The sequence below is a fragment of the Streptomyces sp. NPDC047853 genome (assembly GCF_043204535.1).
GTDB lineage: Bacteria > Actinomycetota > Actinomycetes > Streptomycetales > Streptomycetaceae > Streptomyces.
The window spans coordinates 263,240-275,469 of the sequence record NZ_JBIDCI010000008.1 but is presented as its reverse complement, the minus strand read 5'-3'; the positions used below and the strand labels follow the sequence as shown (position 1 = coordinate 275,469).

The window sequence follows — 12,230 nt, the reverse complement described above, 5'->3', positions numbered from 1 at the left end:
TCCACTACTCAGTGATACCGTGTAGCGGTACCCGGTACCACGTAGTACCGGCAGGGCTGAGGAGCACCCGTGATGGACGACCTGACGGAGATGTTGAAGGGCACGCTCGAAGGCTGCGTGCTCGAGATCATCGGCAGCGAGGAAACCTACGGGTACGCCATCACCCGCCGGCTGAACGAGCTCGGCTTCGCCGACGTCGTCGAGGGCACGGTGTACACGATCCTGCTGCGGCTGGAGAGGAACGGGCTCGTCCAGGTGACGAAGCGGCCGTCCGGGGTCGGCCCGCCGCGCAAGTTCTACGCGCTCAACGACGCCGGACGCGAGGAACGCGCACGGTTCTGGACGAAATGGCAGTACCTCTCATCACGCATCGACAGGCTCAAGGAGGGCGGGAGATGAACTTCTGGGAGAAGGCGACCGGCAGCGATCTCACCAGGGACTGGAAGGCGTTCGGAGCCCGGGTGGCAGAGCTGCCGGACGACTACCGGGCGGCGTGGGACCAGATCGTCGCTCACCTCTTCCCCTACGGGGACTTCACCGGCCGCAACCTGACACCGCTCCTCGACTCCGCCCTGGGGCTGCTCGAAGTGTCGGCAGCGGACGGGCAGAGCGTCCACGAGGTGCTCGGCGACGACATCCAGGGCTTCTGCACGGCCCTGGCCGGCGGAGCAGGGGCCCGGACATATCGCGACCGGTGGCGCGAGCAGCTGAACCGGAACGTCGCACGGAAACTGAGCCGGCTGGGAGGCTGACGTGAGCATCCAGGACATCGTCGAAGGCAAGAAGCAGTGGCGGGCGCACGTCGCCCGGGTCAAGGCACTCCCACCGGACTACCGGATCGTCTACAGGGAGATGCAGAAGTACCTGTTCAAGGTCGGACCGGTCAGCCTGTCCGACGGGCCCCTGCTCCCTCAGATCGTCGACTTCCTCGAGGAGGGAGCCGCCACCGGCCAGGGAGTCCTGGAACTCATCGGCACCGATGTCGCCGCATTCTGCGACGACCTGATCAAGGACTCTCCCACCTACGCGGACGCCTACCAGGCATCCCTCGGCGGAAAACCCGGCGCGGCCAGGCAGTGACGGCCACCGGACCGGTTCACGACGCTGCCGGGCCCCGCCGCCCTCTGCGGCTGCGCACGACGCGTTGACGGCCACGTCAGTCCGTCGTCCGTTAGGGACAGCGGCCCCGGTGAACCGGTCGCCATTGACAGCGCCACCCGCACCGGCCGCCACGACGAGCCCGAGCACAACGGCCCGGCTCGGGAGAGGTGTGCACCCCCGCCGGACGGCTGGGGCCCCCAGCGGTATGGATCAGCCGATCTCGTACCCGGCCGAGCGCAGGACAGCCAGCGCCTGGTCACGACGCTGTTCGGGAACAAGTACCAGGTCCGCGTGGTAGGTCGAGGTGGCGAACACCGGAATCGCGGCACGGGCCAACGGCGCGAGGACGGCGGCCAGGAGGCCCGGCTCGTCGAGTCCGTGGTCCGGATCGGCGTCGTACAGCGCGATCCAGCGATCGACCGGGGACACCGAACCGTCCGCAGGACGGATCACCGTCAGCCCTTCCGGCGCTCGTACCAGGGTGAGCCAGTCGTCGCCGTCCGGCTCGCCGCTCTTGGGACGGTGTTCCACGGTCAGGACCGCGTCCAGCACGCGGAGCCGGCGCGTCGGGAGGGCCGGCTCCCGGGCCAGGTCGACGGTGAAGGCCACGCGGTCGAGTCCGGGGCCGTCGTAGTCCCGCTGGGTGGGTGCGGCGATGAACCCGAGGCGGGCGTGGAAGGCCTGTGAGGCGGTGTTCTGAGGGCTGGTGATGCAGTGCACATACCGGCGGCCGTGGGTTCGTACCAGGGCGAAGAAGGCCCGGTAGAGGGCGCGCCCGATCCCCAGTCCGCGCTGCGCCGGGTCGACACCGACGAAGTGCACATAGGCGACGTCCGGTTCGGTCTGCGAGAAGAAGCCGACGAGGAACGCGGCGAGTTCTCCGTCGGAGCGCTCGATGAGAAAACTGGTGGTGGTGAAATGCTGGAAGTACAGGCGCGGAAGCAGCAGCGCGCGTTCGACTGCCCCAGCCTCGCCCTTGAGCCCGCCCCACCACCTGTCCAGCACGGCCAGCACCCGCAGGTGATCCTCGGCCCTGGGGTGCCGGGCGGTAAGTCCCGCAGGAAGGTCGTTGATCACCCGCGCAGTGTAGAGGCGTTGGGAAGGCACCGTGCCAAGATTCAGCAACTGAACACGGTTCAGGGTCATTTCGCCCGCTGCCCACCCCGAACGCCCACCGCTTGAACAACCCCGCGACCCGGAACGGCGTCACAACGGCTGCCGGTCCTGCGGCGGTTCCCCGACGCCGCCTTGCTCGCCAGGGCACGCCGACTCGCCGAACTCGGCATCGACAGCGACGACTCCATGCCGGCGACGATCATCCTGGGGGTCGTCGCCGTGGTCGGAGTCGCCGTGGGGAGTATGGTCCGCCAGCGGCGTGAAGCGAAGAAGAAGGGTGAGAGGTTGGTGTAACCCTGAGCGCTCGCCCCGTGCCCCGGAGGGACACGCGCACTGTCTGCCAAGGGCAGAACTCCGGCCGACCGGGCTCGGCGATCACTACAGTCCCGTCTCGTGACGACGATTACGACGCGTACGATCGAGTACCCGGCCGACGGTTTGACGATGATCGGCCACCTCGCGCTCCCGGCCGGTGTCGACCGCCGCCCCGCAGTGCTGATCGGACCAGAGGGCATAGGGCTCAGCGACGTCGACCGCCGCCGGGCCGATGCTCTCGCCGAGCTGGGATACGTAGCGCTGGCCTTCGACCTGCACGGCGGCCGCTATCTGGGCGACCCCGAGGAGATGTTGGCCCGTTGCCTGCCGCTGCTCGCTGATCCCGACCGGATGCGGGGCATCGGCCATGCGGCGCTCGACGTGTTGCGCACCCAACCGCGGGCCGACCCCGACCGGATCGCCGCCATCGGCTACGGCACCGGCGGAGCCGTCGGGCTGGAACTCGGGCGCGACGGCGTCGACCTGCGCGCGATCGGGACAGTCAACGCCACCACCACCGGCCGACCGGGCGAGGCAGCGCGCATTCGCTGCCCGGTGTGGGCCGGCGTCGGGTCCGAAGACCCGATCATGTCGCCCGCACAACGGGACGCGTTCACCGCCGAGATGCAGGCCGCGGGCGTCGACTGGCGCCTCACGGTCTACGGCGGCGCCTTGCACGCCTTCCACCACCCGCCGGTCGACCACCCCACGGTCCCCGGAGTCGGCTACCACCCACAGCACGCGCAGCGAGCCTGGCGCGACGTCGTCGACCTGCTCGCCGAGTGCCTCCCCCTGACGGAGAATCCGCGGGCATGACCAAGGCAGATAGCCTGGCGCCAGGCCTGGTCCGCGTTGAGCACGCACGGTCCTTGCCGAGCCTCAAGTCCTCGAAGCAACACCACATGTGACGGACGTTCGGAGGACGTGTTCGCCCGATTGTCACTCGATCGTGTAGTTCGAACGACCATATGACTACAGGTCTCTTCGTCGGCCGGTTAGCGTCCTTGCTCGATCGACCCTCCAGGGCCGGTCCGAAGTGAAGCGGGACCAGGGGAGGTTCTCGGGATGACGGACGACTCTTCGCTTCAGGACGGCGGACTGTCGCGGCGCAGGCTGCTCGCCTCGTCCATCGCCGCGGGCGGCGGGGCCTGGCTGTGGCGTGGAGTGGTCCGTCCGGACAGCGCCTACGCCGACGTCCCCTCACCGTCCGGCTTCCCGCCCGGGCTCGACGTCTTCCGGCGCGTCTACGAGAACTGGGCCGGTGAGATCCGCGCCGACCAGTTGTGGACCTGCGCGCCACGTACCCCGCAGGACCTGCTCGACGTCGTGAACTGGGCGCACGGTGCCGGTTGGACGGTACGCGCCCAGGGCAAGCGGCATGGCTGGGCTCCGCTCACGGTTGCCGACGGCACACCCGCCGCGGCCCGTGTCGTCCTGGTGGACACCACCGCACACCTCACCGGGATGTCGCTGGAGCGACAGGACGCCGACGGTTCGGCCCTGATCCGGGTCCAAACCGGCGCCCTGCTGGAAAGACTCCTCGCGTTCGCCGGCGCGCACGGCTACGGGGTCGTCGCCGCACCCGCTCCCGGGGAACTGTCCGTCGGTGGGGCGCTGGCCATCGGCGCGCACGGAACGGCCGTCCCCGCCAACGGTGAGAACCCCTCACCCGGGCACGGCTACGGCTCGATGAGCAACCTGGTCACCGAACTGACCGCGGTCGTCTGGGACGACGGCGCGGGACGCTACATCCTGCGGACGGTCCACCGGGCCGATCCCGACTGCGACGCGCTCCTCACCCACCTCGGTCGTTCACTCGTCACCGAGGCAGTGCTGCGGATGGGCACCGACCACAACCTGCGCTGCCGGTCCTTCCTGGACATCCCCGCCACCGAACTCTTCGCCGCCCCAGGGGCCCCGCCCGGCACCAGAACCCTGGCCTCCTTCGTGGACAGGACCGGCCGGGTGGAGGCGATCTGGTTCGCGTTCACGGACAAGCCCTGGCTGAAGGTATGGAGCGTCGCCCCCGACCGGCCCTTCGCCTCCCGGGCGGTCGACGGGCCGTACAACTACCCCTTCTCCGACTCCCTTCCCGAGCCGGTGGCCCGGCTCGCCGGGACACTCGTCTCCGGAGCCTGGGCGAGCGCCCCGCTCTTCGGACAGGTCCAGTACCTGCTGGCCAAGGTCGCACTGACCGGTGACATCACCGACGTCCTGCTGTCGAGAACCCTCGTGCGGGACGTGCTGACCGGCGACGTACTCACCCACCTGCTGGCGGGCGGGCTCCGCTCCGACCTCTGGGGAGCCTCCCGCAACCTGCTGGAGTACGTGCGGCCCACCACCCTGCGCGAGACGGCCAACGGTTACGCCGTCCTCACCCGCCGCGCCGACCTGCAGTGGGTGGTCAGCCAGTTCGCCGACTTCTACCGCACGCTTCTCGCCCAGTACGCCGCACGTGGCGAGTACCCGGTCAACGGCCAGGTGGAGATCCGGGTGACCGGCCTGGAGGACCCCGCCGTGTGCGGCGTCCCCGGAGCCCGGCCACCGCTGCTGTCCGCCCTGCGACCGCGCCCGGACCGGCCGGACGTCGACACCGCCGTGTGGATCGACATCCTCTCCTTGCCGACCACACCCGCCCTGCACCGCTTCTACCGGGACATCGAGCGGTTCCTCCTGGCCTTGGACGGAGACCGGGCGACCGTACGGGTGGAATGGTCGAAGGGCTGGGCCTACACCGACACCGCCGCATGGTCCGACCCGGACGTCCTCACCCGGACCGTCCCCGCCGCCCTGCGCGCCGGAGGCGGCCCGGGCTGGGACGAGGCGGTCGCGACCCTGAACCGCCTCGACCCCCACCACGTGATCTCCAGCCCCTTCCTCGACGCGCTGCTGCGCTGAAGCAGCGAACGGTCCCAGGCACGCACGACGGCGCACGCACGGAGTGGATCTCCGACAGGAGCACGGCTCACATGCTGGGCGAACGCACAGTCCTCGTTGAGGACAACGCCTGGGGCAAGGCCGGGACCGCCGTCACCTCCGTCGCCCTCATCGACTCCGGCATGGTCGACGAGGCCGGACAGACCCCATGACATATGTCGTGGTACAGCGCGGCGTACTTCGATGACGGCGGCCGCACCGTTGCTCGTCCGCACCGCGGCGGTCGTACTCGCGGTAGCACCTGAAGTCCACGCTCGTTGAGCCGCAGCCGGTGTCAGCGGTCGGTGTCCACGTCGCCCGAAAACGTTGCGGGGCGCGAGCGGCGACCGGGTCCGCCGGCAACGCGCGGGCCCCGACCTCACCCGTCGGCACCCCGCGCTTCGAGCCGCGTCCTACCGGCTGATCGGCTGACCCGCGTCTGCCTCCCCGGCCCGGGCCCGTCAGACCGACAGCAGGCCATCCGGTCAAGGCTTTCCGCTCACGGTCACCGCGGGAGCAGACTCGCCTGAGCCCCTTGGTCGGAGGCCTCATGCCGTATCTTTGACCAAACATTCACTTAATCGCATAGTGGGGCGACGTGGCACCGGAAGACAATACGAAGTTGCTGATCGAGACTCTGACCTCGCACCGGGACGAGTTTCTCGCGCAGTGGGGCGCCATTGTCGGTGAGGCTCTTCAAGGCAGGCTCAGCGTCGCCGAGATGCGTCGTGAACTGGGCGACTTGTACGAGGCCATAGTCCAGGCCATCGCGGCGGGCGGTCTCGACGCCCGGGGCGAGGCCTATGCGGAGACCCGCAGCCTGCTGATCGAACTCTCCCGCAGCCGGGCCCGGCAGGGCTTCACTCCGACGGAGACGGCGACGAGCGTGTTCGCGCTCAAGGCGGTCCTGGAGCCGGCCCTCACGGCAGACGAGCACGGCATCTGGGCCTACCTGCAGTTCGCCAAGCTCCTGGACGGCCTCGCCCTCCTGACGACCGAGGCGTACGTCCGCACGCGCGAGGAGATCATCTCCTCGCAGGCGGAGCAGCTCCTCGAACTGTCGACGCCGGTGGTCCAGCTGTGGAACGGCGTGGTCGGCGTCCCGCTGGTGGGCACGCTCGACTCGGCGCGCACCCAGGTGGTCATGGAGAAGCTGCTGCAGACCCTGGTCGACACCGACTCCACGCACGCGATCATCGACATCACCGGCGTCCCCACCGTCGACACCCAGGTCGCCCAGCACCTGCTGAAGACCGTGGTCGCCGCACGCATGATGGGCGCACAGTGCACCATCTCGGGCATCCGCCCGCAGATTGCCCAGACCATCGTCGCCCTGGGCATCCAGTTCGGTGACATCCAGACCAACGCCTCCCTCGCGGACGCGCTGCGTCAGGCGGTACGTGAAGTCGCCAAGGACGCCGAGGACGACGTTCGGGGCCTGCTGTGACCGACCGCGTACCCGTCCTCAAGATCGGCGAGATCCTCCTGGTGTCCATCCAGATCGACCTGGAGGACCAGATGGTGCTGGACCTGCAGGAGGACCTGTCGCAGCAGATCGTCTCGACCGGCGCGAAAGGTGTCGTCATCGACATCTCCGCACTCGAGATCGTCGACTCCTTCGTCGGGCGCATGCTCGCCACGAACGCCTCCATCTCCCGCATGCTCGGCGCGGAGACGGTGGTCGTCGGCATGCGGCCCGCGGTGGCGATGACGCTCGTGGAGCTGGGGCTGTCCCTGCAGGGGGTCCGTACCGCGCTCAACCTGGAGCGGGGGCTGAAGCTGTTGCGGCGTCTCAGCACCACCGGCTCAGGCCACGCATGAAGGATTACGTGACCGGGGACACGACGTTCGAGAGCGTTCCGGTGGCGACCAGCAAGGACGTCGTCCAGGCCCGGCAGGTCGTGCGCATCCTCGCGCAGCACAGCGGCCTCTCGCTGGTCCATCAGACCAAGCTCGTCACCGCTGCGAGCGAACTGGCACGGAACATGCTGGTCTACGGCGGGGGCGGCGTCGTCCGTGCCGCCGAGGTGGCCGGCCAGGGGGGCGTGGGAGTGTTCGTGGAGTTCCGGGACGAGGGACCGGGTATCCGGGACGTCGAGCAGGCCCTGACCGACGGCTGGTCCTCGGGCAAGGGCATGGGCCTGGGCCTGAGCGGGGCCCAGCGCCTGGTCAACGAGTTCGACATCCAGACGGGCCCCGAGGGCACCACCGTCACCATCGTGAAGTGGAACCGGTGAACGCCACCCTGGTCGCCGAGGCCGGCGACGTCCACTGGCTGCGTGCGGACATCGCCCTGGCGGCGTCCGCCCGCCGCCAGGCGGGACAGCTCGCCCGCAGCCTCGGCCTGCCCGAGACACAGGTCGCCAGCCTGGAACTGTGCGTGACGGAAATGGCGACGAACCTGCTGAAGTACGCGCACGACGGCTCCATGGCCCTGCGCATCGTCCGGGCCCGCGGCCGCGCCGCCGTCGAATGCCTCTCCCTCGACAGTGGGCCCGGCATCAGCAACCTGCCCCACGCCCTGCGGGACGGGACGTCCGCCTCCGGGAGCCTGGGCCTGGGGCTGGGGACCATCACGCGGATGGCGGACGTCTCCGGCATCCACTCCCTGCCCGGCCGGGGCACCGTCGTCCAGGCACGGTTCTGGGCCGACGCCGATGGCCCGAACCCGCTGCCCGGGCCGCTGGACGCGGGCGGCCTGACCCGTCCGCTGGGCGGAGAGCAGACGTGCGGCGACACCTGGGCCGTGCGCACGGCGGACGGTCCTGACGCGATGCTGCTGATGATGTGCGACGGCCTGGGCCACGGCCCGTTGGCGGCCCAGGCCAGCGAACGGGCCAGGAGCGCGTTCCGCGGCAGCCGGCAGTCGTCCCCCGCCGACGTCCTCCAGGACGTCCACCTGGCGCTGCGCAACACGCGCGGCGCGGCGGTGGCGATCGCGCTGGTCGAAGCCGCCGCCCAGCGGGTCCGGCTCAGCGGAGCCGGCAACATCGCGGCCCTGGTGGCGTCACCCGACGGCCGCACGGGGCTGCCGTCCCTGCCGGGCATCGCGGGTGTGCAACTGCCCAGGCCGCGTACCTTCGAAGCGGCCCTGCCTCCCGGGGCCGCCCTGATCATGCACTCCGACGGCCTGAGCGACCGCTGGAAGCCCGCCGACTTCCCGGGCCTGTTCGCCCACGACTCCTCGATCGTCGCCGCCCAGATCTTCAGCCAGGCCGCGGTCCGCAGGGACGATGCCGGAATCGTCGTGGCCGTGCACCGACAGCCATGACCGGCGGCCCGTCCCAGGAGGTGTTCACGCTCGCCCTGCGGGAGGGGGGCGACGTGGTCACCCTGCGCCGCCGCACCCAGGTGGCATGCCGGGCACTGGACCTGACGGGCAGCCCGCTGGTGCGGATGTCCACCGTCGTCAGCGAAGCCGGAGAGCACCTCCTGGGAGCGGCCGCCCTCACCGCCCGGCTCTCGCTGGCCGAGCGGGCGGGAGACGCCGTCCTCTCCCTCCGGTTTCGCTGGCAGGGAGAGCGGCAGCCCTCCGCCTCCCTGCTGGCCGCGGCGTCACGGCTGCTGGACGACTGCCGCACCTCCCGCACCGACGACGGCCGGGAACTCGTCCTGGAACAGCGCGCGACCGCGCTGACCCGACCCCTCACGGTCCTGGCGGACCACCTGCGCGGCACGCTGCTCGCCACCGACGGCGGCACCGACCTCATCGAGGCGCTCCGCTCCCAGAACCGCCAACTGCTGGCCGCGCTGGAGGAGTCACAGCACCAGCAGGACGAACTGCAGCGCCTGAACACCGAACTGGAGGAGACCAACACCGGCGTCCTGGCGCTGTACTCGGAACTGGCCGGCGAACTGGAGGAGACCAACAGCGGTGTCGTCGCGCTCTACGCGGAACTGGAGGACAAGACCCGCCAGCTCGAGCAGGCGAACGAGTACAAGACGCGGTTCTGGGCCAACGTCAGCCACGAACTGCGCTCGCCCGTCAACGCCGTCATCGCCCTCACCCGGCTCCTGCTCGCCCCCGAAGCCGAACCGCTCTCCGCCGAGCAGCGCCAGCAGGTCACGCTGGTGCACGCCTCCGGCAACACCCTCCTGGCGCTCGTGGACGAACTCCTCGACGTCGCCAAGGCCGAGGCCGGCCGCCTGGAACCCCATCCCGTCGACACCGACCTGCGCGCCCTCTTCCATCAGCTGCGCGGCACCCTGCAGAGCATGACGCAGCCCGGAGTGCGCCTGCGCATCCCCGACTACACGCAGGCGGGTGCACTGGTCACGGACGAGGTCATGCTCACCCGGATCCTGCGCAACGTGCTCTCCAACGCCCTGAAGTTCACCACCGACGGCTCGGTGACCGTGGACGTCACGGAGCACGGCACCGGCCAGGACCGCCGCTTCCGCTTCCAGGTCCGCGACACCGGCGTCGGCATCCCGCCCGAGGAACAGGAGCGGGTCTTCGAGGAGTTCTACCAGGTCCCCGGCCAGCACCAGCGGGGACGGACCGGCACCGGTCTCGGCCTGCCCTACGCGCGCAGACTCACCGAAGCGCTGGGCGGCACGCTCAGCCTCGGCAGCGAGACGGGACAGGGCACCCTCGTCGTCGTCGACATCCCCGCCCTCACCCCCTCCCTCCTCACTTCCCGGGACGGCCACAGGACGGCCCCCGCACCCCGCGAACCGGCCGCCGCCCCGCAGCCGGACCTTGCCGGGGCGCCCGCGAAACCCCTCGCCGAATGGTCCGTGGTGGTCGTGGACGACGACCAGGCGTTCCTGGCCGGCTTCCGGCCACTCATCGGCCGGCTCGTCACCTGCGTCACCTCCGTCACCGACAGCACCACCGCGGTCGAGACCGTCCGGCGCGAACGTCCCGACGCCGTCCTCCTCGACCTCGACATGCCCGCACTCGACGGCTACGAAGTACGGCGCCTGCTCGCCGCCGACCCGGCCACCGCCCACATCCCGGTGGTCGTGCTCACCGCCACCGACCCGGGCGAGGTGCCGGTCGCCCGCATCGAACCGGTCCGTGCCGTGCTGGACAAGGGCCGCCTCACCCCGGCCGGCCTCGCCGCGGCACTGACCCGGACCAGCGCCCGGGCCGCCTCCCCAGCGGCCTCCCTCTTCGCGACCCCGTACCCGCTCGAGGAAGACAGATGACCCAGCAGCACTCCGACGACCAGGCCCCGGCCCGCATCCTGGTGGTGGACGACGACCCCACCAACCGCTACGTCCTGGCCACCACACTGGAGCGCGGCGGGCACCGGGTCACCACCGCGGAGGACGGCACCCGCGCACTCGAACTGCTGCGCACCCCCGAAGAGCTTCCCGAGATCGCCATCGTCGACGTACGCCTGCCCGACATGACGGGCTTCGAGGTCTGCGAGCACATCAAGAAGAACCCGGCCACCGCGGCGATGCCCGTGATCAACATCTCGGCGTCAGCCATCTCGGCCGACGACCGCACCCGGGGCCTGTACCGCGGCGCCGACGCCTACCTCGTCGAGCCCATCGCACCCGGAGAACTCCTCGCCACCGTCACGGCGACCCTGCGCTACGCCAGGGCCCGCCGCCGCGCCGAACTCCTCGCCGAACGGCTGCACCTGCTCAACCGCGCGACCCTGGCCGTCTACAGCGCCACCGACGCGAACGAACTGATCAAAGCCACCGCCGAGGGAGCCGCCTCCGTCCTGCGCTGCGACACCGCAGCCTTCCTCCACACCCCGCAGGGCGACGCCCTGGTCGCCCACACCGCAGGCGGGCAGGGGAGCCCGGCCACCGCCGAGACCCGGGTGCACCCCGCCCCCGCGCCCGAGAATCGCGCCGAGGCCCGGACCGACGCCGACGACGGCCTGCCCGACCCCGCCTGCCTGCCCGTACCGCTCCGCGACCCCGCACGGCGCCACACCGTCGTCGGCCAGACCAAGTCCGACCGGCCCCCCGTCGTCATCCTCGTCCCCGCGGACGCCATCGCCCTCGACGACGACGACCCGCTCCTGCACCAACTGGCCCGGGCCAGCGCCCTCGCCCTGGAGGCGCTGCGCAGCTACAGCGAGGAACACGCCCTGGCCCTCACCCTCCAGCGCAGCTTCCTGCCCGAGAACCTGCCCCGCACCACACGCGCCGACCTGGCCGTGCGCTACCTCCCCGCCAGCGAACGCGCCGAGATCGGCGGCGACTTCTACGAGGCCATCAGCACCACCAGCGGCCTCGTCGTCGCGGTCGGAGACGTCGCCGGACACTCCCTCGATGCCGCCATGGTCATGGGCCAGGTACGACACGCCCTGCGCGCCTACGCCATCGAGGGACACCCGCCCCACGTCATCCTCTCCCACCTCGACCACCTGCTGACCTCCGTGGAACCCGGCACCGCCGTCACCCTCTGCGTCGTCCTGATCGAGTACGCCTCCGACGTCCTGCACATCGCGAACGCCGGCCACCTCCCGCCCTTGGTGCGCGCCCCCGACGGCACCGCCGTCTACGTCGAGGAGCACGGGCCCATGCTCGGCCTCGGCCTGCCCCACCCCCCGGCGCACCGGGTCACGGCGGAACCCGGCAGTCTCCTGCTCCTGGTCACCGACGGCCTGATCGAACGCCGCCACATCCACCTGCAGCAGTCCCTGGACTCCCTGGCCGGCGTCCTGGCCCGGGCCCCGCGGCTACCCGAGGACGTGTGCGACGACCTCCTGGACCGCCTGCCTCCGGACGGCAGCGACGACATCGCCATCATGGCCGTACACCTCAACGCCCCTAAGCCTCCAGGACAGCGCTAGGGCCCCGCGCAGGTC

At 70.7% G+C, this 12,230-nt stretch carries 13 protein-coding genes; 12 read left to right on the top strand and 1 reads right to left on the bottom strand.

Features of this window, described 5'->3' with window-relative positions; genetic code table 11:
• Positions 1-72 precede the first annotated feature (72 nt).
• From ACGF5T_RS17935 to ACGF5T_RS17925, 3 genes are read left to right on the top strand one after another with little or no spacing between them, the layout of a single operon-like run.
• Positions 73-399 carry a PadR family transcriptional regulator gene (locus ACGF5T_RS17935; RefSeq protein ID WP_356611814.1) on the top strand — a complete coding sequence of 109 codons (327 nt, stop codon included), beginning with the start codon at positions 73-75 and terminating at the stop codon, positions 397-399.
• Entirely contained in the window at positions 396-752 is a 357-nt protein-coding gene (locus ACGF5T_RS17930; protein WP_356611758.1) for a DUF1048 domain-containing protein, read from the top strand. The genes ACGF5T_RS17935 and ACGF5T_RS17930 overlap by 4 nt, the downstream gene beginning before the upstream one ends.
• Position 753: 1 nt before the next feature.
• Entirely contained in the window at positions 754-1,080 is a 327-nt protein-coding gene (locus tag ACGF5T_RS17925) for a DUF1048 domain-containing protein (RefSeq protein WP_361015139.1), read from the top strand.
• Positions 1,081-1,311: 231 nt separating this feature from the next.
• Here ACGF5T_RS17925 and ACGF5T_RS17920 read toward each other — a convergent pair whose 3' ends face one another.
• Positions 1,312-2,178, bottom strand: a complete 867-nt coding sequence (locus ACGF5T_RS17920) for a GNAT family N-acetyltransferase (RefSeq protein WP_366767921.1) — start codon at positions 2,176-2,178, stop codon at positions 1,312-1,314.
• A 171-nt stretch (positions 2,179-2,349) separates the two neighbouring features.
• Here ACGF5T_RS17920 and ACGF5T_RS17915 point away from each other — a divergent pair, with 171 nt between their 5' ends.
• The 9 genes from ACGF5T_RS17915 to ACGF5T_RS17875 all read left to right on the top strand — a co-directional run bounded on the left by ACGF5T_RS17915 (position 2,350) and on the right by ACGF5T_RS17875 (position 12,215).
• Positions 2,350-2,511: a hypothetical protein gene (locus ACGF5T_RS17915; protein WP_366767920.1), complete on the top strand. Its 162-nt coding sequence runs from the start codon at positions 2,350-2,352 to the stop codon at positions 2,509-2,511.
• 99 nt (positions 2,512-2,610) lie between these two features.
• Positions 2,611-3,348 carry a dienelactone hydrolase family protein gene (locus tag ACGF5T_RS17910; RefSeq protein WP_366767919.1) on the top strand — a complete coding sequence of 246 codons (738 nt, stop codon included), beginning with the start codon at positions 2,611-2,613 and terminating at the stop codon, positions 3,346-3,348.
• A gap of 249 nt (positions 3,349-3,597) precedes the next feature.
• A complete protein-coding gene (locus ACGF5T_RS17905) occupies positions 3,598-5,430 on the top strand; it encodes a cholesterol oxidase substrate-binding domain-containing protein (protein WP_366767918.1) in 1,833 nt (610 codons plus the stop codon).
• A gap of 616 nt (positions 5,431-6,046) precedes the next feature.
• The gene (locus tag ACGF5T_RS17900; protein ID WP_356611770.1) at positions 6,047-6,895 is read left to right on the top strand and encodes an STAS domain-containing protein; all 849 of its coding nucleotides are present in this window, start codon (positions 6,047-6,049) and stop codon (positions 6,893-6,895) included.
• Complete coding sequence (locus ACGF5T_RS17895; protein ID WP_356611772.1) at positions 6,892-7,269, top strand: STAS domain-containing protein; 378 nt, start codon at positions 6,892-6,894, stop codon at positions 7,267-7,269. Before ACGF5T_RS17900 ends, ACGF5T_RS17895 begins: the two co-directional genes overlap by 4 nt.
• On the top strand, positions 7,266-7,685 hold the full coding sequence (locus ACGF5T_RS17890) for an anti-sigma regulatory factor (RefSeq protein ID WP_392888346.1): 420 nt from the start codon (positions 7,266-7,268) through the stop codon (positions 7,683-7,685). Before ACGF5T_RS17895 ends, ACGF5T_RS17890 begins: the two co-directional genes overlap by 4 nt.
• Positions 7,682-8,719, top strand: a complete 1,038-nt coding sequence (locus ACGF5T_RS17885; RefSeq protein ID WP_392888403.1) for an ATP-binding SpoIIE family protein phosphatase — start codon at positions 7,682-7,684, stop codon at positions 8,717-8,719. Before ACGF5T_RS17890 ends, ACGF5T_RS17885 begins: the two co-directional genes overlap by 4 nt.
• Positions 8,716-10,602: an ATP-binding protein gene (locus tag ACGF5T_RS17880; protein WP_366767916.1), complete on the top strand. Its 1,887-nt coding sequence runs from the start codon at positions 8,716-8,718 to the stop codon at positions 10,600-10,602. The genes ACGF5T_RS17885 and ACGF5T_RS17880 overlap by 4 nt, the downstream gene beginning before the upstream one ends.
• On the top strand, positions 10,599-12,215 hold the full coding sequence (locus ACGF5T_RS17875; protein ID WP_366767914.1) for a fused response regulator/phosphatase: 1,617 nt from the start codon (positions 10,599-10,601) through the stop codon (positions 12,213-12,215). Before ACGF5T_RS17880 ends, ACGF5T_RS17875 begins: the two co-directional genes overlap by 4 nt.
• Positions 12,216-12,230 lie beyond the last annotated feature (15 nt).